This window comes from Streptococcus sp. Marseille-P7376, assembly GCF_902460385.1.
Taxonomy (GTDB): domain Bacteria; phylum Bacillota; class Bacilli; order Lactobacillales; family Streptococcaceae; genus Streptococcus; species Streptococcus sinensis.
Window position 1 is genome coordinate 41,303 of the sequence record NZ_CABPTS010000011.1, and the last position, 21,683, is coordinate 62,985.

Annotated in this window: 21 protein-coding genes and 1 riboswitch; of the genes, 3 read left to right on the forward strand and 18 right to left on the reverse strand. The window is 41.9% G+C overall.

The genetic code is table 11. The annotated features are described in order from the left end of the window. Window positions 1–70 precede the first annotated feature (70 nt). The 10 genes from FZ952_RS06885 to FZ952_RS06930 all read right to left on the reverse strand — a co-directional run bounded on the left by FZ952_RS06885 (window position 71) and on the right by FZ952_RS06930 (window position 8,872). Window positions 71–409 (reverse strand): YlbF/YmcA family competence regulator, encoded by a 339-nt coding sequence (locus FZ952_RS06885; RefSeq protein WP_148881103.1) that lies wholly within the window; start codon window positions 407–409, stop codon window positions 71–73. Window positions 410–431: 22 nt separating this feature from the next. Continuing rightward, window positions 432–1,538, reverse strand: coding sequence for a prephenate dehydrogenase (locus tag FZ952_RS06890; RefSeq protein ID WP_148881104.1), 1,107 nt, complete (start codon window positions 1,536–1,538; stop codon window positions 432–434). A gap of 46 nt (window positions 1,539–1,584) precedes the next feature. Next, complete coding sequence (gene aroC / locus FZ952_RS06895) at window positions 1,585–2,751, reverse strand: chorismate synthase (RefSeq protein ID WP_148881105.1); 1,167 nt, start codon at window positions 2,749–2,751, stop codon at window positions 1,585–1,587. Between the two features lie 92 nt (window positions 2,752–2,843). After that, complete coding sequence (aroB, locus tag FZ952_RS06900) at window positions 2,844–3,911, reverse strand: 3-dehydroquinate synthase (protein ID WP_148881106.1); 1,068 nt, start codon at window positions 3,909–3,911, stop codon at window positions 2,844–2,846. A gap of 176 nt (window positions 3,912–4,087) precedes the next feature. Then, window positions 4,088–4,945 carry a shikimate dehydrogenase gene (locus tag FZ952_RS06905; protein WP_148881107.1) on the reverse strand — a complete coding sequence of 286 codons (858 nt, stop codon included), beginning with the start codon at window positions 4,943–4,945 and terminating at the stop codon, window positions 4,088–4,090. Further along, complete coding sequence (gene aroD / locus FZ952_RS06910) at window positions 4,935–5,612, reverse strand: type I 3-dehydroquinate dehydratase (protein WP_037615635.1); 678 nt, start codon at window positions 5,610–5,612, stop codon at window positions 4,935–4,937. The genes FZ952_RS06905 and aroD overlap by 11 nt, the downstream gene beginning before the upstream one ends. After that, window positions 5,609–6,772, reverse strand: a complete 1,164-nt coding sequence (locus FZ952_RS06915) for a class I SAM-dependent rRNA methyltransferase (RefSeq protein WP_148881108.1) — start codon at window positions 6,770–6,772, stop codon at window positions 5,609–5,611. Before FZ952_RS06915 ends, aroD begins: the two co-directional genes overlap by 4 nt. Window positions 6,773–6,976: 204 nt before the next feature. Beyond that, window positions 6,977–7,630, reverse strand: a complete 654-nt coding sequence (locus tag FZ952_RS06920) for an ABC-2 transporter permease (protein ID WP_148881109.1) — start codon at window positions 7,628–7,630, stop codon at window positions 6,977–6,979. Beyond that, window positions 7,614–8,492, reverse strand: a complete 879-nt coding sequence (locus FZ952_RS06925; RefSeq protein ID WP_148881110.1) for an ABC transporter ATP-binding protein — start codon at window positions 8,490–8,492, stop codon at window positions 7,614–7,616. Before FZ952_RS06925 ends, FZ952_RS06920 begins: the two co-directional genes overlap by 17 nt. Window positions 8,493–8,494: 2 nt before the next feature. Next, window positions 8,495–8,872 (reverse strand): GntR family transcriptional regulator, encoded by a 378-nt coding sequence (locus FZ952_RS06930; protein ID WP_148881111.1) that lies wholly within the window; start codon window positions 8,870–8,872, stop codon window positions 8,495–8,497. A gap of 345 nt (window positions 8,873–9,217) precedes the next feature. Between FZ952_RS06930 and FZ952_RS06935 the strand changes: the two genes are divergently transcribed. Continuing rightward, on the forward strand, window positions 9,218–11,422 hold the full coding sequence (locus tag FZ952_RS06935; RefSeq protein ID WP_037615644.1) for an LTA synthase family protein: 2,205 nt from the start codon (window positions 9,218–9,220) through the stop codon (window positions 11,420–11,422). A gap of 151 nt (window positions 11,423–11,573) precedes the next feature. On the opposite strand, the gene pulA is transcribed toward FZ952_RS06935, so the two are convergent. The 4 genes from pulA to FZ952_RS06955 form a co-directional block, all read right to left on the reverse strand. Next, window positions 11,574–13,871, reverse strand: a complete 2,298-nt coding sequence (pulA, locus tag FZ952_RS06940; protein ID WP_148881125.1) for a type I pullulanase — start codon at window positions 13,869–13,871, stop codon at window positions 11,574–11,576. Between the two features lie 25 nt (window positions 13,872–13,896). Beyond that, window positions 13,897–14,847: a diacylglycerol kinase family lipid kinase gene (locus tag FZ952_RS06945; protein WP_037614736.1), complete on the reverse strand. Its 951-nt coding sequence runs from the start codon at window positions 14,845–14,847 to the stop codon at window positions 13,897–13,899. An 8-nt stretch (window positions 14,848–14,855) separates the two neighbouring features. Then, complete coding sequence (ligA, locus tag FZ952_RS06950) at window positions 14,856–16,814, reverse strand: NAD-dependent DNA ligase LigA (RefSeq protein ID WP_148881112.1); 1,959 nt, start codon at window positions 16,812–16,814, stop codon at window positions 14,856–14,858. A 103-nt stretch (window positions 16,815–16,917) separates the two neighbouring features. Continuing rightward, complete coding sequence (locus FZ952_RS06955; RefSeq protein ID WP_037614731.1) at window positions 16,918–17,433, reverse strand: QueT transporter family protein; 516 nt, start codon at window positions 17,431–17,433, stop codon at window positions 16,918–16,920. Continuing rightward, a riboswitch (PreQ1 riboswitch) is annotated at window positions 17,431–17,525 on the reverse strand. It overlaps the preceding gene by 3 nt. A 108-nt stretch (window positions 17,526–17,633) precedes the next feature. Between FZ952_RS06955 and FZ952_RS06960 the strand changes: the two genes are divergently transcribed. Next, window positions 17,634–18,074, forward strand: coding sequence for a GtrA family protein (locus FZ952_RS06960; RefSeq protein ID WP_148881113.1), 441 nt, complete (start codon window positions 17,634–17,636; stop codon window positions 18,072–18,074). A 33-nt stretch (window positions 18,075–18,107) separates the two neighbouring features. Beyond that, complete coding sequence (locus FZ952_RS06965; protein ID WP_148881114.1) at window positions 18,108–18,518, forward strand: GNAT family N-acetyltransferase; 411 nt, start codon at window positions 18,108–18,110, stop codon at window positions 18,516–18,518. A gap of 144 nt (window positions 18,519–18,662) precedes the next feature. On the opposite strand, the gene FZ952_RS06970 is transcribed toward FZ952_RS06965, so the two are convergent. The 4 genes from FZ952_RS06970 to FZ952_RS06985 form a co-directional block, all read right to left on the reverse strand. Next, window positions 18,663–19,370 (reverse strand): B3/4 domain-containing protein, encoded by a 708-nt coding sequence (locus tag FZ952_RS06970; protein ID WP_148881115.1) that lies wholly within the window; start codon window positions 19,368–19,370, stop codon window positions 18,663–18,665. A gap of 8 nt (window positions 19,371–19,378) precedes the next feature. Further along, the gene (locus FZ952_RS06975) at window positions 19,379–19,828 is read right to left on the reverse strand and encodes a MarR family winged helix-turn-helix transcriptional regulator (protein WP_148881116.1); all 450 of its coding nucleotides are present in this window, start codon (window positions 19,826–19,828) and stop codon (window positions 19,379–19,381) included. Between the two features lie 327 nt (window positions 19,829–20,155). Next, complete coding sequence (locus FZ952_RS06980; RefSeq protein WP_148881117.1) at window positions 20,156–21,043, reverse strand: DUF4300 family protein; 888 nt, start codon at window positions 21,041–21,043, stop codon at window positions 20,156–20,158. Window positions 21,044–21,359: 316 nt separating this feature from the next. Next, window positions 21,360–21,671, reverse strand: coding sequence for a hypothetical protein (locus FZ952_RS06985; RefSeq protein WP_148881118.1), 312 nt, complete (start codon window positions 21,669–21,671; stop codon window positions 21,360–21,362). Window positions 21,672–21,683: the final 12 nt, after the last annotated feature.

Here is a 21,683-nt window from a genome sequence, read left to right on the forward strand (position 1 = left end):
CTGTTATTCAGACACACTTTCAGCCTTATAATACCAAAAAATCCTGGTACTAAGCACCAGGATTTTAAGTTTATTTGAGCAAATCTTGAACTGGATCAAAAATAATCTTCTCAATATCTGCAAGATAGATGGATAGTTGCTGTTGCTTATTGAAGAAGTCCGTCAAAGCTGAGTTGCTCTGAATTTTTTCTCCAAAAGAGGTCATTTTATCCTGAACTTCTTTGGTAGGCATTTGACCTGTTTGAGCCATCACTTGCAATTCATGCTGAAAAGCAAGGTACTCATTTAAAATGGTTTTTGCTTCACTATCCGCGTCCACAGCTTTTTTGCTTTCAGCAACCGCTTTGTACTCTGGAAGTTCCCGCAGGCTGCGACTGAGTTCATTTGCTAAATCATAGATATTTGCCATAAATCGTTCTCCATTTTCTAGATTAGTCTAAAAAGACTTGATAATTTGTTTGCTCTCTGATTATTTTAGCAGATTTTTCCAAATCTTCACGATTTTTAAAGGTAATCTGCAGGATTCCGTTGATATCTTCACGATTTTCCTCGTTGATGCGAATGTTGACAATAGAGGTTCCTCTTAAACGTTCCAAAACTCCCAAGATGGCATCTTCTTCGTCAGGAACATTGATAAAGATATCATAGAAGCTATCCACACCGGCTCGCTTGTGAATTTCCATAGACTTGCGAATCTGCCGGCCTTGGTCAAAAAACTGCCAGATGGCATCTTCATTCCCAGCCTCAATATCCGCGGCTACCTGATCCAAACGCTCCTTAAAGTCTTCAATCCGCTCCAAGATTGCCTCAGGATTGGTCAAAAGAATAGAGGTCCACATGCCCGGCTCACTTTCAGCAATCCGAGTCATATCTCGGAACCCGCCAGCTGCAAAGGACTGGGTCAGTTCATGGTTTTGGCTGTAGGCTCCGGCCTGCTCCATGAGACTGGAAGCCAGAATATGCGGAAAATGGCTGATTTGACTGGTCACTCGGTCATGTTCTGCAGCATCAACTTGGATGAAGCGAGCATGCAGACCGCTTAACAGCTCCTCCATTTCAGCAATGGTCCCCACCTTGGTCAGGTTGGAAGGCGTAAAGATATAATAGGCATTCTCAAAGAGATTAACATCCGCTGCTCTGGCTCCGGTCTTGTGGCTACCAGCCATGGGATGAGCACCGACAAAGCGGACGGGCTTATTCTTCAGATAGTTTTCTGCTGCTGCCACAATCTCTGACTTGGTTGAGCCAGCATCAGTAATGATGACATTTTCCTTCAGTTCTAGGCCAGCCATCATTTCCAGAAAAGCAATCGTCTGCTTGATAGGTACCGCCAGAATGATGACATCTGCCAAGGGGGCAAAAGAGACAAAATCATCTGTCACTTGGTCTACTATTCCTCGGTCCAGAGCAATCTGCCGTGATTCCAGGCTGCGGTTATAGCCGAGAATTTCAACCTCAGGATGGTCTCGCTTGATTCCCAAAGCCAACGAAGCTCCTATCAGGCCAAGACCTGCGATATAGACTCTTTTTTTCTCCATTTTCACTCCTTGGTTCTTAATGGCACAGTTATTGCATCGAGATTTCCTAAAAGTTCTTGACAACTTCCCGATGTCGGGCTACAGCATCCTTCAGTTCTTCCAGATTGTCCGAAGAGAACTTCTCCAGAACTTCGGTGGCTAAAACTGTGGCCACCACGCTTTCCATGACAACACCCGCTGCTGGCAGAGCCGTAGGATCGCTCCGCTCCACTGTCGCCTTGTAGGGCTCATGCGTTTCAATATCCACACTCATCAGTGGCTTATAAAGGGTTGGGATAGGTTTCATAACCCCACGCACTACGATTGGCTGACCATTGGTCATACCGCCCTCAAAACCGCCTAGATTATTGGTTCTGCGAGTGAAGCCATCTTCCTCAGACCAGAGGATTTCATCCATAACTTGACTACCCTTGAGACGACCGGCTTCAAAGCCCACACCAAACTCAACTCCCTTGAAAGCATTGATAGACACGACTCCTTGAGCAATCTTGGCATCCAGTTTCTTGTCCCATTGGACATAAGAACCCAGACCGACTGGCACACCGCCAACGACAGTCTCAATAACACCACCGATGGTATCCCCGTCTTTCTTAATCTGATCAATGTAGGCCTTGATTTCTTCTTCGCGCTCAGGATTGACAATGGAAACCTCCGACTGGGCAGCTCTTTCTTTGATTTCTGCTACAGTCAGATTGTCTGGAACATCAATATCAATGCCACCAAAGGTTACGATATGACTAGCCACCTCTACACCGATTTCTTCCAGCAAGCGCTTGGCAACTGCTCCGACTGCTACACGCATGGTCGTTTCGCGGGCAGAAGAGCGCTCTAGGGAATTTCGCAAATCATCAAAGCGGTACTTCATCCCACCAACTAGGTCAGCGTGACCGGGCCTCGGCTTGGTAATTTTGCGCAGTCCCTTTTTCTCATCCTCGACATCCGCCACATTCATAATATCCAGCCATTTCTGATGATCCAGATTAGTAACATTGAGTGTAATCGGACCGCCCATGGTTTTGCCATGACGAACCCCAGACGTAATCTCGACTTGATCGCTTTCAATCTTCATGCGGGCACCGCGGCCGTACCCACCCTGGCGGCGCTTGAGCTCAGCATTGATATAGTCAGCGGTCAGAGAAAGACCAGCCGGCACTCCCTCAATAATAGCTGTCAGACGAGGTCCGTGGGATTCTCCTGCAGTTAAGTATCTCATACATTTTCTCCTATTTCTGGGATGGAAAGAGCTGGACAGTCCGTTTGCTTTTCATCCAAACTGCCCATTTCGTCTCAGGCTCCATCTGGCACTTATTTCTTCAGAAATTCTTTCATCTCTTCCAGCGGAATCTGGTGAATACTAGCCGAGCCCAGTTCAGGCACCAGTACTAGCTTGATAGAGTTGCCTCGAGCCTTCTTATCGTGGGTCAGAGCCTGATAGAGAGCATTCTCATCCCAAGGCTGGTAATCCACCGGCAAGCCAAACTTCTGACACATATGAATGATGTCTTCTGTGATTCCAGCTGGCATGAGGCCTTGCTTTTCAGCGATGCGAGAAACCTGTACCATCCCAATAGCTACAGCCTCACCGTGCATGACCTTGCCATAGCCTGCAGTCGCCTCAATAGCATGCCCAATGGTGTGACCGAAATTCAGATAGAGACGGACGCCATTATCCAGTTCATCCTCGACCACAATCTTACGCTTAACATCGCAGGAATGGTAGATGATGCTTTCCGCATGCTCCAAAATCGACTCTGGACTGCCATCCATTTCTGACAGCTCATCCCAGAGTTCCTTATCCTCAATCAAGCCGTACTTAACCACCTCGCCCATGCCTTCGATCAATTCACGTTGCCCTAAAGTCTGCAAGACTTCAGGGTCAATCAGGACACCGTCTGGCTGGGTAAAAGTACCGACCATATTCTTGGCCCAAGGCGTATTGACACCTGTCTTGCCACCGATAGAGGAGTCCACTTGAGCTGTCAGGCTGGTCGGAATCTGCACGAAATGAATGCCCCGCATATAGGTCGAAGCGACAAAACCTGCCAAATCACCGACAACACCGCCGCCCAAAGCCACGATTCCATCGCTGCGGGTCAGACCAACCTTAACCAGAAACTCGTAAACCTTGTTGACCGTCTTTAAGTTCTTGCTAGCTTCACCTTCCAAAAAGTCAAAGACATAGGTTTCAAAACCCGCAGCTTCCAAACTCAGCTTGACCTTTTCCGCATAGAGTCGAGCCACTCGATTGTCCGTGACGATAACTACCTTCTGAGGCTGCCAAAGCTGACTCAACCAACTTCCGGCCTGAGATAAAGACCCCTTTTCGATGAGAATATCATAGGGATGATGTGGGAGATTTACATTCAGTTTCATAAGTACCTCCTAGATGTATCCTGCTTGTTTTTTGTAAGACTGTATATTTGTTGCTGACTTATTTTTTGAGCTGATTTTCAAATAATGCCTTCTAAATAGTTAAAAAAATAGACATCCAAATCATTGAAGAACCAAGAGGACATCTATTTCGTCACTATAATGCTGTGTTTATTAGACTATTTCTTGATTTCCTCTAGTAAACTTGCCCAAACTTCTTCTGATGGCATTTTCTTTCCTGTCATCAGTTCAAAAGCTTTTTTAGCTTGATGAAACAGCATCCCAAAACCATTCGTTGTTTTCAAACCTTGCTCTCTCGCTAATCTCAAAAACGGAGTTTCAGCAGGATTATAAGTTAAATCAGCAACTAAAATATGTTCAGGGAAGACAAATTGACTTGGGATAGGAAGAGACTTACCATCCATGCCTACACCTGTGGCATTCACAACTAAAGCCGACTGAGCAATTGATGTCTTTAAAGCCTCTTCATCTTCGACAGCATGCAGAAAGATATCCCGCCCAACTCTCGATGCCAATTGATCTATTTTAACCTTCGTCTGCTCAAGGGTCAGAGAGCGATCAAAAGCATGAATCCTCGCTACACCTTCTATAGCAGCCTGTCCAATAATTGCTGACGCAGCTCCCCCAGCACCTAAAACGGTGATGATTTTATCTTTAACATCAAAATCAGGCAGACTGCGGAAAAATCCATATCCGTCTGTATTATAGCCAATCAAACTACCATTCTGATTTACAATCGTATTAACAGAATCTATCAGCTGTGCTGATTGATCAATACCATCTAAATATTGCAGGACTTCTTGCTTATAGGGCATTGAAATATTTGCCCCCAGCATATCATATCGACGAATATTCTCAATAGATTGCTGCAGATCTTCCCTATCAATTTCCCAAGCAACATAGACAGCATTGGTCTCTGTTAAGTCATAAGCAAGATTATGAATAAAGGGAGAAATGCTATGTTTAATTGGTTTGGCTATTACAGCTACTAAGCGAGTGTGACCGTCAATTTTCATTCAAAATCTCCTGAATTTTCTTCATATTGGCCAAAGAAATCTGCCCAGGAGCCGATGGAACCTCTTGACTGGCAAAAGACCAGATAGAGCCTGTCAAATCAGCTGCTATACGAGAGATTTTTCCAACTTTTCCCATGGAAATCGTGACAAAGTCCTGCTCAGGATTTAAGGTTTTAAATCCTCGAGTGTAGTTCATCAAGTCCAGCACATCCTGCTCATTGTGAGCCATGACAGAAACTTTAACCACTTTTGGTGTCAAACTTGTCAATTCTGACAAAATTTCCATCATATTTTCCGGTGTTTCCTCAAAATTATGATAGCTGAGGACTAGATTGGGAAAATCAAGCATTTCTTCGAATTTATCTTTGTGCGAATAATACTCAAAGTCAACATAGTCTGGCTGATAAAATCTCGCTACTTCTTTGATTAATGCAACATATTCATCATCTGACAAATCAAGCTCGCCACCTTCTTGCCGACTCCGCAGTGTGAAGAGCAATTCACGCCCGGCAAATTTCTCAAAAATAGCAGGAGCAACGTTTAGAATGCTCTCTTTGGGCAAAAAGTCCGCTCGCCATTCGATAATGTCTGCATCATCATAGCGGCTAAGATCGATAGCTTTAGCCTCTTCTAAACTTCTGGGCATGATTGAAACGACTAATTTCATTTGTCCACCTTAATAGTAAATACCTTGAGATAGTTACTATTTTCATCTTTCTTATTGTATACAAAGTCTGCTGGTAGACCATATTCCGCCAGATAGCGGTGAGGAACTCCTGCAAATCCTTTTTCAATTTCTTTTTTAAACTTACTTTTAGAGACATTGGCTGCATTGGTCGAGAGAATCAATGTTCCTTTTGGACTCAGAATTTCCAAAGCCTGAGCCACCAAACGATGATAATCTTTCGCAACAGAGAAGGTCTGTTTCTTATTGCGAGCAAAGCTCGGCGGATCTAGGACAATCACATCATATTTTAGATTATGGCGCTTGGCGTATTTGAAATAATCAAAGACATCCATAACTACGAAACGATGAGGCTCCAAATCTAAGCCATTGGCTTCAAAATGTTCTTGGGAAAGCTCACGACTGCGCTTGGCCAAATCAACAGAAGTTGTCTGACTAGCGCCACCCATGGCAGCTGCCACCGAGAAAGCCGCTGTGTAGGAGAACATGTTGAGCAGACTTTTTCCGCTAGCTAAGCCGTCAACCAGACTGCCCCGCACCTCGTGCTGATCCAGAAAAATCCCAGTCATCAGGCCATCATTCATGAAGACTTGATAGCGAACGCCATTCTCCAAAACCGTAAGATAGGCTGGCGCTTCTGCTCCGTAGAGATGGGCAGACTCATAGTCCAAGCCCTTGAAGCGAATCTTCTCGTAAGCTCCAGCGACCTCAGGAAAGACCTGCTGGAAAGCAGCCACTATCTGGTCCTTAATTGAAAAAACATAGGAATTATACCAAGAAAAAACTACATATTCCTCATACAAATCAACCGTAAAACCACCAAAACCGTCACCTTCTTGGTTAAAAAGACGATAGGCTGTCGTATCCTCAGCATGGCGATAATAGAAGCGCTTATCTTTAGCCTTTTCAAACAACTTCTGAAAGAAAGCTAGGTTCAACTCTACCTTAGCATAGGAAATCAGCCAACCAAGTCCCTTATTCTGCAAAGATAGATAGGCTGTTCCTAAAAATTTCCCCTGCTGATTGTGCAATTCCACACATTGATTATTGAGAGAAAGAGTTGGAAAATCATTTTTATCTAACACTAAAATGCCTTTTCTCAACTTTTCCTCTGTCTGTTTTTTAACAGTAAGTTTCTTCATAAGCATTATTATACCAAATATTGTGAAAATTCTCAAAGCATATTTATTATTTTAACCCAATATCGGCTTTAAGAGGAACATATTTTTATTATTTGCTATAGCAAAAAGCCGCCCTATTAGGCGGACTTTAATAAAGAGTTTTCCTATTTCCACTTTCTATTATAATTAGGAGAAGAACAGATATTTTATATTTCAATATTTGTATTAACAATCCTGCTTTAAATAAATCCTAACAGTTAAAAAATAAGATAATATGAATGTCGCACTAGATAACAGTAAACTCCCTATACCAAATGTAATTAACTGGGTATCTGATGGTTTTTCAAACAAAGTATTGATTACGGCTATTGAGCCAACCATGATTGCCACTGATGCTAATAGACTGATGATACTCATCGCTTCAGTTCGATCATTGAAATCTAAGTAGGATATCGGTAAAAAAATTGCATTCATGATGAAGATAACTCCTATAAAAAATGAAAATAGCAAAAGTACATCAACATATCTATAAAATGCGAATCCATGCAAAGCAAATGACGTTAAAAACACTCCCATAGATAACAAGCTTCCAATGACAATCGTAATGAATTGAGTCACAAATACACTTTTTATGATGTCACATCTCCTAATTGGCAAGGATACCATATATTGATTCCACTTCCCACTATTATTTTTCCTTAACCCAATAGAGCTGATAAAAGGAAAGCCAATAACTGTTAAACATAAAAAAGTAATCAATGGTATTTCATTTCTACCGCCGAAAATTAGAATTGAGATTCCTATCAAAAATATAAATATCAGGAGCACCCTTAAATTTGATGCCAATTTATAATAATGATTCTTAATCAATCCTTTCATTTCCTTCTCCTCTCACCATCAACAGCATCATTTCATCCAAAGACACATTGTCTACTATCAGATTTTTATATTTTTTCTTCATCAGCTTTCTGTCAGATACCAGCACATCTATCTGATAATCTTTTTTCATGTATGATAAGATATCTTCGGTCGCAATGCTTACAAAATCATTTTCAGAGCAACGAATAACCCCGTATTCATATATCAGTTCATCTTTTGTTTTATTTAAAATAATTTCTCCATCGTGAATAAATACGATATAATCTGCAATTTTTTCTAAGTCACTAGTGATATGAGAGGATAATAAAATGGAATGATTCTCTTGCTTTACAAATTCAAGAAGTACATCTAAAATTTCATCTCTCATGATTGGATCAAGTCCACTCGTCGGCTCATCTAAGATCAATAATTTGGATTCATGTGAAAGTGCTACTGCAATAGCAAGCTTCATACTCATGCCTCTTGAATAGGTTTTAATTTTTTGAGATTTAGGCAAATTAAAACGCTGCATGTATTCTTCAAAACAAGTATTATCCCACTTGCTATAAATTTTCTCAAAGATGTCAGCTAATTGTTCCGCGGTTAAATGTTCAGGAAAATTATTACTATCATAGACAACACCAATATTTTCCCTTATATCGGTATCTTCATCAGACATCTCTTTACCGAATATTTCAATCTTTCCACTATCTTTTCTCAATACATTTAAAATGCAATTCATAGTAGTTGATTTTCCAGACCCATTTTCGCCAATAAAACCTAATATGCTCCCTTCTGGCAATGAAAAGGATATGTTTCTGATTGAAAAATTTGATTTCTCATATTTTTTGTTCACATTTTCCAATGTCAAAATATTAGTCATTGTCATTCCTCCTCCAAGTACAAAATCTTTAGTATCTCCATCATCTTTTCTAATGGGATTGCATTTTCTTTTGCAACTTCAATAGCAAACTGTAGATGTTCTTCTATTCTTTTCTGCTGTTGCTCTTTATAAAACTCCTTGTTTCTTGCCAGCACATATGTTCCTCGACCTATTTCAGTTTCAATAAAACCATCTCTTTGTAATTCTTCATATGCCCTCTGAACTGTAATAACGCTCACATGAATTGATTTGGCTAATGCCCTCATTGAAGGAAGACTATCTCCAGCAACCAATTCTTCACTCATAATCATATTTTTTATCTGAGAAATGATTTGTTCATATATTGGCTTATCTCGGTTATTACTAATAATAATATCCACAAATTTCTCCTTTACTCAAGTGTACTTATTGATTCAGTACAATAATATCATTTTAATAGCATTCTGTCAATTAAATCCCCCCGATGTAAGTAGACTAATCATTCTTTCTACATTTTTTATTTAGTTTTTTATAAACTTTTTAATGACACTAATACAAATGTTTTCTTGAGAAATTTTAACATCCAGATAAAAAGAACTTGCCTCATTCCAATACTATAGTCTTGATTATTTTACAAATAAAACAATCTACCTCTTAAATCATCTCAATCTTTCCTCAACTGAAAAAATTATGATATACTTAGAGGTAGAGAATTTTTAGGAAATAAGACAAGGAAGTACCTTTCTGTGAAAAAAATAACCAAGAATTTACTCAATTTTATGAGTACAAGGCTAGGTTTCGTCTTGAGTTTGCTCACGATTTACTGGTTAAAAACCATGTGGGCCTATACTGTCGATTTTAGTTTAGATATTCAAGGAGCCTACCAGATTTTTCTGGCTCTGATTAACCCTTTTCCCATCGGACTTTTGCTGATTGGACTAGCTCTTTATATCAAACCGACCAAGCTTTTTTATTGGGTCAGCACTGCTATTTACATGCTGCTCTTTGTCTGGCTGGTCTCCAACTCCATCTACTATCGCGAGTTTACCGACTTTGTGACGGTCAATACCATGCTGGCCTCCAGCAAGGTTTCTGCAGGTCTGGGAGCAGCGGCCATGGAGCTTTTCCGTCCGTGGGATGCCATCTATATCATTGATTTCCCAATCCTTGGCTGGCTTTTTTATAAAAAGTATATCCGTTTGGATCATCGAGCTTTCAATATTCGGGCTAGCTTTGCCGTGACATCTCTGTCAGCCATGCTCTTTTCAGCCAATCTTTTCCTAGCAGAGATTGATCGTCCAGAGCTCCTGACGCGCGGATTTTCAAATTACTATGTCGTCCGAGCTCTCGGCCTGCCAGCCTTTCTAGGCTACAGCGCCAATCAAACCTATAGTGCCAATAAAGAGCGCTCTAAAGCCTCTGCCAAAGATCTGGAGCCAGTTGAACAATATATCCAATCCCATTATGCAGAGCCAAATTCTGAATACTATGGCATTGCTAAGGGCCGCAATGTATTTTATCTCCATTTAGAGAGCTTCCAACAGTTTTTAATTGACTATAAACTGCAGATGGACGGCAAGGAATACGAAGTAACGCCTTTTCTGAACTCACTTTACCATTCCAACTCAACTTTGGCCTTTTCTAACATCTTTAACCAAGTTAAGGCTGGAAAAACATCCGATGCAGAAACCATGCTAGAGACAGGCCTATTCGGTCTTAACCAAGGCTCCTTCATGGTAAATTACGGTGGTACCAATACCCAGCAAGCAGCTCCTTTTATCCTCTCTCAAAATGGAAATTACACATCTGCTGTTTTCCATGGAAATACTGGCAGCTTCTGGAACCGCAACACCGCCTACAAGCAATGGGGCTACAATTATTTCTTTGATGCCTCCTACTTCACCAAACAGGACGAGACTAACTCCTTCCAATACGGCTTGAACGACAAGATCATGCTGAAAGATTCCATCAAGTATCTGGAACATTTACAGCAGCCTTTCTACGCCAAATACATCACCGTCTCCAATCACTATCCTTATACGACCAGTCTGATTGGCGATGAAATTGGTTTCCCGCTTGCAGATACCAAAGACGAAACCATCAATGGCTACTTTGCAACTGCAAACTATCTGGACTCTGCTGTCAAAGCCTTCTTTGACTATCTTAAAGAAGCTGGGCTGTATGAAAATTCAATTATTGTCCTTTACGGAGACCACTATGGAATTTCCAATTCTCGCAATCCAGCTCTGGCACCACTTCTAGGCAAAGACTCTGAAACCTGGTCTAGTTATGACAACGCTATGCTGCAGCGGGTCCCATATATGGTGGTGATACCGGGTATGGAGAAAGGAAAAATCATTGATACCTTTGGTGGACAAATTGATATGCTGCCAACTTTGGAGCATCTATTGGGCATTGACTCAAAAAATTACCTTCAAGTCGGACAAGACCTACTCTCACCTCAGCATGAGCAAATCGTGACTTTCCGCTCAACCAATAACTTTGTAACCCCTAAATATACAAGCTACAGCGGACGGATTTACAACACACAAACTGGGGACGAGATTACCCTTCCCGACGAATCCACAACTGCAGAACTGGAAGCTATTCGGACAGCAGCCAATACCCAGCTGAAGATGAGCGATGCGATTCAGACAGGGGACCTGCTCCGCTTCTACACGGGCAATGACTTAGGAAAAGTCAATCCCGAGGACTATTCTTACATCAACTCCTTCAAGGCTCTCCAAGCCATCGAGAAGGAAAAAGGAGAGCAATCGACCAGCCTTTACTCAAAACGTGGCGGTGTGTCCTCCATTGACTTATTCAATTCGCCAAGCTATCGAGCACTGCACCCTGAACAATTCCAATCCAGCAGTGAGGAAGAGAGTAGCGGAGACTCTTCTAGCTCCTCTAGCTCTTCAAGTTCCTCTAGTTCAACTGCTACTCCTTAGTATTTATCAAACTACAAAACTCTCACCAAAACGTTGAAAATGTTTTGGGAGAGTTTTTTTTTTATTTTCCGCCAATCAAAAAAAGATTGAAGAATGGAGCCACAAGTGGGTTTCTTCAACTTTTTTTATAGTCATTTTGCTTATCTTGACATTAGTTAATTACTTCAAAAACAGAAGCAGTCAGATTTTCAACATAAAATGGTCTTTTATGACGGCTGTTACCAGCTACCAAACGAAGCTTATCAGAATTTGACAGGTAGAAAGGCAAGCCACTGGCGTTGAAAATAATTTCATAGTGCTTTTCATCCTTAATCTCAAAAATCAGTAGTCCGCTTCCTTGATTTGCAGATTTGACAAAGACATGCTTGTAAATATCTGCGTAAGTTTTATAAGAAAATTCCTTGACAGTTGTCTTTAGATGAATGATCTGCTTGATAAATTCAAGGCTGTTTTGATGATGATTGAGTAAATCCCAGTTTACTTGATTGACAGCGTCCGGGGCATTGTAGCTGTTCATCGCTCTTTCTCGGTCGCTGTGCAGCACTTCTCCGCCTTCACCTGTTGCTACTAATTTACTTCGTGAGAATTCTTGACCTAATTCCATAAAAGCCATGCCCTGCATAAGTAAATTCATGGCCGTTGCCAGTTCAATACGTTTGGATTTTGTTAAAACGTCATCGTGTGGATGCAATTCAGTCAGTAAGTCATGCAAGTTGAAATTATCATGGGCTTCAACATAGTTGAGTACCTGCTCTGGTAACCAATAAGAGCCTAACTCCTTGCTTCCCAAAATAGACTTGGCTACAATGTCTTCGGTCGCCTGGCCGCTGACAAAGCCTGCTTTCACCCCGCCATAGACCTCAGCTCCCTTCACCGCATCGCGCTCGGTATCATTGAAGAAGCCAATCCGCGGCATTTGATAAGCATTGTCTTTTTTAGCCTTATCCTGTGGCATCAGACCCGTTCCCATATCCCAGCCTTCTCCATAAAGCAAGATCCTCGGATCGATTTTATCCATTTCCTCACGGATTGCATTCATAGTCGCTACATCATGGATTCCCATCAAATCAAAACGGAAGCCATCAATATTGAACTCCTCAACCCAATAACGCAGCGAATCAATCATGAATTTGCGGAACATCTCGTGCTCGCTTGCTGTCTCACTGCCGACACCGGTACCATTTTGGAAGGAACCATTGGGATTCATCCGGTAGTAATAATCGGGAACAGTTGCCTGAAAAGCTGAGTCAAAAGTTGAATAGATATGGTTGTAAACTACGTCCAAGGTCACAGAAATGCCAGCATCGTGATAGGCCTGAATCATGGTTTTCAAATCTCGAATAACCTGACCTGGGTCATCTGGATTGGAAGAAAAACTGGTTTCTGGCGCATTGTAGTTCTGCGGGTCATAACCCCAGTTATAGGTGACTTGCCCATTTTCATCATAGTCCTTGTGACGGTCAGAGATCGGCTGGAGCTGAACCACATTGATCCCTAAGTCACAGATATAATCAAAGCCCGTCTTGTATCGCAATCGGTTCCTAGTACCTGTCTGACAAGCGCCTAAGAAGGTTCCTCGCAGGTTCTCTTCTACTCCGGAGCTGCTGGATTTGGTTAAATCCCGAATATGCATCTCATAGATGACTGCCTGATTAGGATTTTTTAGACGCCAGGTGGCTTTCTTACCTTGACAGACCTTAAACCCTGGAACAGTCTTGTCCTTTTCAGCAACAATAGCTGAGCGCTTACCATCTGGACTAGTGGCTATCGTATAAGGATCGCGGGTATGAAAATGTTGATTTTCAAAACTAACATGATAATGGTAGGCCTTGCCAGCTAGATCCTCTGGCACGTCAACCAACCAAACTCCAATTGTATTTTTAGCATGGTCGTGCGAGTAAGTTTCCCCCTTTTTCATAGGGAATTTTTTATAAATGGCTGCTTCATTGCTGGAAGATTCATAGACTACCAATTCGACATTTTTTGCTGTTGGAGCCCAGACTTTAAACAGGTTGGTCTGCCCCTGAAGACGATGACCAAGCCAACCTTGGTAACCCCAGCATTCATCAAAATAATCTGACCGCATAGCCACATCAAAATTATGAGGGCGGCGCTGTGAGTATTGGTGGCTGGTTGTAGCCGCCTGAAGGGAATAATAAACCTGATGGTCTCCTTCAATCAGCCATACTTCTGTTGGTAAATGAGCAGGCAATAAATCGATATGATAGTCACAAGACTGGCTGGACCAGTCCGAACGCTTGACAATCACATGGGCTTGCCCCAAAGGCTCCAAAGTTTTAAAAGATAGTTCTCCTTGAATACCGAAATAATCAAGTTTGGAAAAAGAAGCTTCTTTTCCCCATTTATTTGTCTGCCACTGCCACAAATCATAAGAAAAGTAATCTCCCTTAGGATTATGATAGTGAACAATGACCTTATAGTCTAACATTTTCATTAATCTCTTCATTTCTAAATTATTCTATCGAAAGAGCATTCTCATCAATTTCGTCTATATTTGCAAAAAATTCCAGATGATTATGCAAAACTTCAAGCTCTACTGGCGTATCGCCACCATACTCCCCATCTAGATTCAGCATAAACGGTGCTTTTTTGTCCAATACTTCTAGCTTCAATTTGCTGGTTTTAAGATACTCAACCTTGGCATCCGTCACATGCTGTCCACCATTAATCGCTTGTATAATCAAGCTAAGCATATCAAATAACTTAGCCGTTTTTACCACAATCAAGGTAAAATTCCCATCATCGAATTTTGTATCCGGAGCTAGTTTTTCAAAACCACCAATAGAATTAGTCAAGGCTACAAAGACAAGCGAAACCTTGCCCTCAAAAACACCATGATCATGCTCAATCCGTACCTTACGAGATTTGGAGCGAGGCAGCATTTTAGCCCCTTCTGCGACATAAGCCAGATAACCCAGACGGGATTTGACTTCACTAGGAACACTGTAAGTCAGCTCCGTTAGGGTACCTGCAGCAGCAATATTGATAAAGTATTTGCTGCCATAAGCTCGGCCGATATCCATCTGAATCGTTTGGTTTTTCTCAATAATGCGGGCAGCGGCTACCGGATCCCCCATCGGAATCTTCAAAGCTCGCGCATAGTCATTGGTCGTTCCGGTCGGGATAAAGGCCAGCTTGGGACGCACATCTAGAGAGGCAACTCCATTGACCACTTCATTAATCGTTCCATCACCACCGGCAGCAATCACCAAGTCAAAACCAGCCTTGGCTGCCCTTTCGGCTTCCCGCTGCGCGGAGAAGGGCTCTGGAGTCGTTTGGTAGGCGCTGGTCTCATAGCCAACATCTTCTAAAACGTCCAAGACTTCGGCAATATTTTTCTTGATAATCTCCTGCCCAGAAGTCGGGTTATAAATCAATCTTGCTTTTTTTATCTTGTTCTTCATACTCAGCCTCACAAGCCATCTAACCAATCTTCATCTCGAATCTCGACTCCAAGTTCTTGGGCTTTGGTCAATTTGCTGCCTGCATCACTGCCAGCTACCACCAAATCCGTCTTTTTAGACACACTTCCGGCAACATTAGCTCCCAAGCTCAGCAATTTTTCTTTGGCTTGATTCCGTGTTAATTTTTGTAATTTTCCGGTCAGTACGACTGTTTTGCCAGAGAGGACTGCATCAGCAGCTACTTTTTCACCTAGATAGTCTAAATTGACACCAGCTTCTTGCAGTTCCCGCAGCAGCACTTGGCTGCCTTCCTGCTCAAAGTAAGAATGCAGACTTTGAGCAATAACAGTCCCCAAACTGTCAATAGCTGCAATGTCTTCTTGATTGGCCTGAGAAAGTCTAGGAATGTCATGGAATTTCTCTAATAGAATCCGACTGGCCTTGCTTCCCACATGACGAATACCCAGCCCAAAGAGTAATTTCTCTGCTGAGTTATCCTTGGAAGCTTGAATGGCATGATACAACTTGTTGGCTGATTTTTCCTTAAAGCCGTCTAAGGTGAGCAAGTCTTCTACAGAAAGACGGTAAATGCTGGCAACATCCTTGACCAATTCCTTGGCAAAGAGCTTTTCGACAATCGCAGGGCCTAGGCCTGTGATATTCATAGCATCTCGGCTGGCAAAATGAGTCAAACCCTCCATGATTTGAGCGGGACAGAGAGGATTGATACAGCGCAGAGCCACCTCATCCTCAAAATGCAATAGCTCACCGCCACAACTCGGGCAGTGACTTGGGATTTCCACAGCCTCTTCTGACGCCCTCTTAGACTCGACCACACGCAAGACAGCTGGGATAATATCGCCTGCCTTATAGACAATAACTGTATCCTCCTTGCGAATATCTTTTTCAGATATGTAGTCCACATTGTGTAAGGTTGCTCGGCTAACTATCGTTCCTGCTAGCTGAACCGGCGTCAAGTTCGCCGTGGGAGTCACAACTCCCGTCCGTCCGACGGTCCAGTCCACAGACAAAAGCTGGGCTTCCTTTTCCTCTGCTGGAAACTTGTAGGCGATGGCCCACTTAGGTGCCTTGACAGTAAAGCCCAGCTCTTCTTGAACACTTAAGTCATTGACCTTGATAACAATACCGTCAATCTCATAAGGCAGACTATCCCGCTCCTGAGCAATTTTTTCGATAAACTCCCAGACCTGATCCATAGATTCCGCCAGAATATGAGTAGGATTGACTGAGAAGTCCAAAGATGCCAGCTTATTCAAAACAGCTTCCTGACTGGTTTCCTGAGTCGGACTGGCTTCTTGATAGAGGAAGGTAGCCAGTTTACGCTTGGCCACAACAGCTGTATCCAATTGGCGTAGGGTTCCAGCTGCTGCATTTCGCGGATTGGCAAACTCAGGCTCACCATTCTCCTGCCGCAGCTGGTTAACCGCATCAAAGGAGGCCTTGGGCATGTAGCATTCTCCGCGGACAGTCAAGTCAACAGGCTCTTTGAGAGTCAAGGGAATATCCTTGACCCGTTTGAGATTTTCCGTGATGTTTTCACCGACAGAGCCGTCTCCGCGCGTCGCGCCTGCTATCAAGACACCATTTTCATAGGTCAGGGAAATAGACAGACCGTCAATCTTGAGCTCGCAGAAGTAGGAAACGCTGGGAAATTCCCGACGCACCCGCTCGTCAAATGCCAGTAATTCTTCACGTGAAAAAGCATCCTGCAAACTAAAAAGAGGATACTGGTGTTGGTATTTTTCAAATCCTTCTAAAATCTTCCCACCAACCCGATGTGTAGGGCTGTCAGGCAGAATGTCTGTTGGGTACTTTTCTTCTAAGTTCACCAGCTCACGATAGAGCCGATCATACTCACTGTCAGATACGCTTGGACAATCACTGGTATAGTATTCATGGGCGTATCGATTAAGCAATTTGACTAATTCTGCAATTCTTTCTTTCATACTTCTATTTTATCATAAATGGGCGAAATCTTCCTCTATTTGTTCCTCACAATCCACAGGAAATTAAAAACAACCATACATTTTTATAGTTGTTCCTTGTAATCTATCTCGTCAAATCAATATGCTGAGACAGACGATTGATTAAAATCGCTCCAATTAGCAAAGAAACAAATTCTCCAGCCGCTGTCGTAAACCAAGTGAGGAAAAAGGGAAGACCTTGTAAGAGGTGCAGTTCCGCAGCAATGGTAAACATGGAAATAGAAAAGAGAATTGCAAAGCAGAAATGATCTAGCCGAATCAGATTATTAAGAATATATTGATTCTTGAATTTTTCAAAAAGAATAACACCTAAAGTCAAAAAAACTAAAGTGGAACCACCACCAACAAAGACATCTACGATACCAAAACTATATAAATTGGCAATCATGCAGCCTAAGGTCACCCCGATGATATATTTACGATGATAAAAGGCCATAAAGTTCATCATCTCCGAAATACGGAATTGATAAGCACCATAGCTAATAGCATTCAAAGGTGGGGTAATGGTCAAAGCTACATAGATCGCCGCAACTAAGGCAATCTGAGTCATGTCACGAACAGTTAGGTTTTGTTTTTTCATTTTTTCTCCTTTAGCGGTTTTCCCGCTTAAAATATGCTTGACGAAAGAAGCTAAGCGTCAAGGGCTGTATCCATCACTAACAGTAAGAAATGAAATAGGTCGGAGATTCTTTTAAAACAGCTCCTTCTCCCCACTCTCTCACATTGAGACACAGCCTTTCAAGTATAGCACAAATCCCGAAAATATGATAGACTAAGATCATGAAAGTTGTAATAAAAAAGTTTTTTGATAATGAAATTTTATCCTACCTGTTTTTTGGAGTAGCCACTACTGTGGTAGCTGTCGCGACCCGGATGCTGCTCTATACTCTGACCTCGAATGAAATCATTGCGACCATCATCGGAAATATCGCCGGTATCCTTTTTGCCTTTGCGACCAACGATACCATTGTTTTCAAGCAAAAAAGAAAGGGCTGGCCAGTCAGACTGATTAAATTCTTTATCGCTCGGCTCAGCACCCTAGGCCTCGACCTAGCTCTAACCATCATCTTTGTCAGCTGGTTCCCGCAAATCATCGGCCAATTTGTCAATAATGACATCAAGATGGTCAATACTGTCGAAACCTTCATTGCCCAAGTAGCTATTATCGTCCTCAACTATGTCTTCAGCAAGATTTTTGTTTTTAAAAGCAAGAAAAAATAATAGGCCATTTGAGAAGCTAATATGGAGGTTGTAATGCACTTTCGATTGGAAAATAGAGAATCGAAGAAAACACAAGAACTGGGAAATTTAATCAGAGCATATAATCAATCAAAGAGAGAACCGTCAAAAAGTGAACCTCTTAACATCTATGTCGAAGACGAACAAGGAAATCTAATTGCTGGTATGGTAGCCGAAACTTTTGGACATTGGCTAGAAATTGAATATTTGTATGTGCAAGAGGATTTCCGAGGACAAGGCATAGGCTCAAACATTTTGAATCGGGCAGAAAAAGAGGCTAGAGAAAGAAAGTGTAAATGTTCATTTGTGAACACCTATCAGTTTCAAGCACCGGATTTTTATAAAAAGCACGGTTATGAAGAAGTGTTTGCCTTAAAAGAATATCCCTATACCGGAGAAAGATATTATTATACAAAAGCGTTATAATCTAAGAGCTGAATTGTAAAAATCAGATGTATTACTGACAATTTCTTACGAAGAAGAGAAAATAGAGTTATGTTTAGACCAAAGCTGCTTTACCCTATAAAAGCAAATCTGGACCAGATTATTCTGATCCAGATTTTTTGATGATTAGATTTCCAGACTTGGATTTTCAGCTATCAGGTGAGTAATGTCACCCTTGACACCGAAATATTCCTCCACCAGAGACTGGAGTTCTTTCATGGCCGCTTGAGCACGCGCTGCCTGCTCTTCATTGATGGCCTCGATAACCAAAACAGCATCCTTGGTTCCTTCTGTCAGCATGGTTCGCTGAGCTTCTCGCCAGTTGAGACAGCGGCAGACGGCTCCCTCCTCATCATAGTAGATGATTTCCTCTGGGAGAGCAGGCGCATCACTCTCAGCTCCCAGTGGAAAGAAGGCTTCACCACCCTTGGCTTTCCCCAGATGAAGACCACCGACAATCTTGTCCAAATCCTCCCCACCACAGGGTACAGCATAAGAAAGGGACGCACTGTTATAAAGATCTACCAAAGGATTGATCGGATGAAACTCCCGTCCCTGACTGACCCGCTTGAGCAGGGCTTCAATGGAAGAACGGGCTCCCTTCTTAGTTTTAAACTTACTAAAAGCCTGCCGCCATTCCTGAATAACATCATTCTGGGTAAAAGTCTCATCTGGGATAAAGTCTTCAGCTCGCTTTGCTCCCTTATCTAGCAAGGATTTGAAGTAGGGATCCTTGCTTTCATCAACAGAATTGTCCAAACCCTTGACGACCATAATACTAATCTGAGCCTCTGGAAACAAAGTCCAAAATTCATTTTCAACTGTAATTTTCATGTTGCACCTCAATAATTTCTTTTCTGACCTTTTTTGACCAGCTCCCAGTCCTTGGTAATATTCTCTCGGACGCGAACCAGCATCTTTTCTAACTCTTTCCGCTCAGTTTCTGAAAAATTTTCCAACGAAACCTGCTCCGAATACTCGTTTTCCGCTAAGATAAAAGGATAGAGGGTCGCCCCCTTTTCGGTGACAAACCATTCCTTATTCTTGCGGTTAGTGGCAGCTGGGCGCTGTTCCAGTAAACCTTTGCCTTCTAGCTTCTTGACTGAGCGAGCCACCGTCGAGCGATCTACCTTGAGCAAATCCGACAGCTCCTCCTGGATAATACCAGGATTCTCCGCAATCCGCACCAGATAGAGATATTGTCCCCGCGCCAGATCTATGTCACGAAACTCCAGATTAGCTATGGAATCCAAAGCTCGGGCAATGATTCCAATCTCACGTAAAATCGACATCTCTCCTCCTTATGAAACTAGTATATCAACTTTTTATTGCAAATGCAATAAAAAGTTGATGTTTTCTAAAAAAGAAATGACTTTCTTTAAGAGAGCTATCACATTTTTATCATTTCTGTAGCGGCGAAAGCAATATAGACATTACCAAGCGCTTTTCCGACGCAAAAAGACGTACAGTTGTTACAACCGTGCGTCTGTCTGCCCTAATTATACTTTGACTTAACTAGAAAAATGAATCTGTTAGACTTGCCATCAAACAGTCAAAAAGATTCCAGAAATAACAGCCAGCCGTAAGTAAACATTAAACTCCATACAGCAGCAATATCTCTATTTATCCTCTACTACTTTCTCATTATCCATGAGAAAGGGCTTGGCCAGACCTTCTCCTGTGTAGTCTTTATATTTGGTCTGCAAGTATTTGTAGACATCTTCCTTGGTTGCAAACTTGATAGCCTGGTAAGGTTCTTCAAAGGTCAGCTTTTCGACAAATAAATATCCGTCTTTATCTGGAACCAAGACGCCGACATGCCCGATAAAGAGAGAATCACCGTCAAGATTGTCGTGGACAATGACAGAGAGCATCCTTGCCTTTTCGTTAAACTTGAACTGTTTGAAGTATTCCTCCATCTTCTTAGCGTGAACCTTGACATCTTGGGTCGCCTCAGTCTTGACTCTTGAGAATAGGATATTAAAGGCTTCCTTATCTTTGGTATCAAATAGCTTTCCCTTGTCAATCGCGTCATTATCTAAGAATAAAAGTTCATCATCCTTTGCCATTTGAGGGATTTCGATGCTATTTTTCAGCAAAGTATAAGAGTTAATTCGGCAATTTGTCCCGATAAAATCGCCCTTTTTTTCACGCCACAAGTTGCTGATTTTTTCTACATCATAGTCTGTTTTTGTGAATGTAGTGAAGTCTCCCGTTAATCCAGCAGAACCAACAATGCCATTGTAGTCATTGACTAGATTGACAAAGTTATCTACACTGTTTTTATCCAAGTCGGCAGCCAACAGACTCTTAACTTCTTCGACACTTTTTTGACTATTTAGATTTGAATAAGTCGCCTTCCATGGGTATTTTTCTGAGCTAGTCTGACCAACTGTTGGGTTCTCTTGACTGCCGTTTGATTGCTTTTGTGTCTTCCCACATGCAGCTAAGCCAAGAATTGCCAAAGTGCAGGCACTCATCAACATAATCTTTTTTACTTTCTTCATTCTTTCGTCCTGTTTACATTTTTACTATGGTAATTTTCAAAGATTCCTCTTGTTATTATATCAAGAAATACTAAAAAACAGAAAGGAAAAATCTATCTTAGATAGAAATTCTCTTAATATTGAAATCATATCTGAACTGAAAACTAAACTTGATAAACCAAACACAACCATCAACGAAGCTATTCCCCTAAGCCATAAAAAAATGACTGCAGTTGATAAAAGTGCAGTCACTTTGATTTATGAATTGATGAGCAAGGTAGAGTAGCCAACTCCAAATGCCAACTTAAAGAAAATGAATCGCTATACACTGGTAAGTCTACTTAATCTTGTGCTTGTTCATCTTTTCTTCAAAGATAGCTATCATGATAGCGCGCAATTCCTCACGCTCCTTTTCAGGAAGGTCTCCTGCTTGCTTAGCCACAGCGTAAAGTTCTGGGTATTGCTTGGCAACTCGCTCAACCGTCTTGGTCGTTGCATGCCCTCTAACAAGGAAGGGAATTCGCTTCAGCCATTCTTGTGGCACAAGAGCCAAAATCTTTTTAGCCGCTTCCTTATCGCTAATGACGGCTGTACTAAGCCCCTCTTTTATCTGCTCCTGCTCTTTTTCAGTAAAATCTTTTAATTCCATTCTGAACTCCTC

What these genes read in the sequence shown, in the direction of transcription:
- FZ952_RS06885 (WP_148881103.1), bottom strand. Translation starts at nt 409, where the DNA reads ATGGCAAATATCTATGATTTAGCAAATGAACTCAGTCGCAGCCTGCGG.
- FZ952_RS06890 (WP_148881104.1), bottom strand. Translation starts at nt 1,538, where the DNA reads ATGGAGAAAAAAAGAGTCTATATCGCAGGTCTTGGCCTGATAGGAGCT.
- aroC (WP_148881105.1), bottom strand. Translation starts at nt 2,751, where the DNA reads ATGAGATACTTAACTGCAGGAGAATCCCACGGACCTCGTCTGACAGCT.
- aroB (WP_148881106.1), bottom strand. Translation starts at nt 3,911, where the DNA reads ATGAAACTGAATGTAAATCTCCCACATCATCCCTATGATATTCTCATC.
- FZ952_RS06905 (WP_148881107.1), bottom strand. Translation starts at nt 4,945, where the DNA reads ATGAAAATTGACGGTCACACTCGCTTAGTAGCTGTAATAGCCAAACCA.
- aroD (WP_037615635.1), bottom strand. Translation starts at nt 5,612, where the DNA reads ATGAAATTAGTCGTTTCAATCATGCCCAGAAGTTTAGAAGAGGCTAAA.
- FZ952_RS06915 (WP_148881108.1), bottom strand. Translation starts at nt 6,772, where the DNA reads ATGAAGAAACTTACTGTTAAAAAACAGACAGAGGAAAAGTTGAGAAAA.
- FZ952_RS06920 (WP_148881109.1), bottom strand. Translation starts at nt 7,630, where the DNA reads ATGAAAGGATTGATTAAGAATCATTATTATAAATTGGCATCAAATTTA.
- FZ952_RS06925 (WP_148881110.1), bottom strand. Translation starts at nt 8,492, where the DNA reads ATGACTAATATTTTGACATTGGAAAATGTGAACAAAAAATATGAGAAA.
- pulA (WP_148881125.1), bottom strand. Translation starts at nt 13,871, where the DNA reads ATGTTAGACTATAAGGTCATTGTTCACTATCATAATCCTAAGGGAGAT.
- FZ952_RS06945 (WP_037614736.1), bottom strand. Translation starts at nt 14,847, where the DNA reads ATGAAGAACAAGATAAAAAAAGCAAGATTGATTTATAACCCGACTTCT.
- ligA (WP_148881112.1), bottom strand. Translation starts at nt 16,814, where the DNA reads ATGAAAGAAAGAATTGCAGAATTAGTCAAATTGCTTAATCGATACGCC.
- FZ952_RS06955 (WP_037614731.1), bottom strand. Translation starts at nt 17,433, where the DNA reads ATGAAAAAACAAAACCTAACTGTTCGTGACATGACTCAGATTGCCTTA.
- FZ952_RS06960 (WP_148881113.1), top strand. Translation starts at nt 17,634, where the DNA reads ATGAAAGTTGTAATAAAAAAGTTTTTTGATAATGAAATTTTATCCTAC.
- FZ952_RS06965 (WP_148881114.1), top strand. Translation starts at nt 18,108, where the DNA reads ATGCACTTTCGATTGGAAAATAGAGAATCGAAGAAAACACAAGAACTG.
- FZ952_RS06970 (WP_148881115.1), bottom strand. Translation starts at nt 19,370, where the DNA reads ATGAAAATTACAGTTGAAAATGAATTTTGGACTTTGTTTCCAGAGGCT.
- FZ952_RS06975 (WP_148881116.1), bottom strand. Translation starts at nt 19,828, where the DNA reads ATGTCGATTTTACGTGAGATTGGAATCATTGCCCGAGCTTTGGATTCC.
- FZ952_RS06980 (WP_148881117.1), bottom strand. Translation starts at nt 21,043, where the DNA reads ATGAAGAAAGTAAAAAAGATTATGTTGATGAGTGCCTGCACTTTGGCA.
- FZ952_RS06985 (WP_148881118.1), bottom strand. Translation starts at nt 21,671, where the DNA reads ATGGAATTAAAAGATTTTACTGAAAAAGAGCAGGAGCAGATAAAAGAG.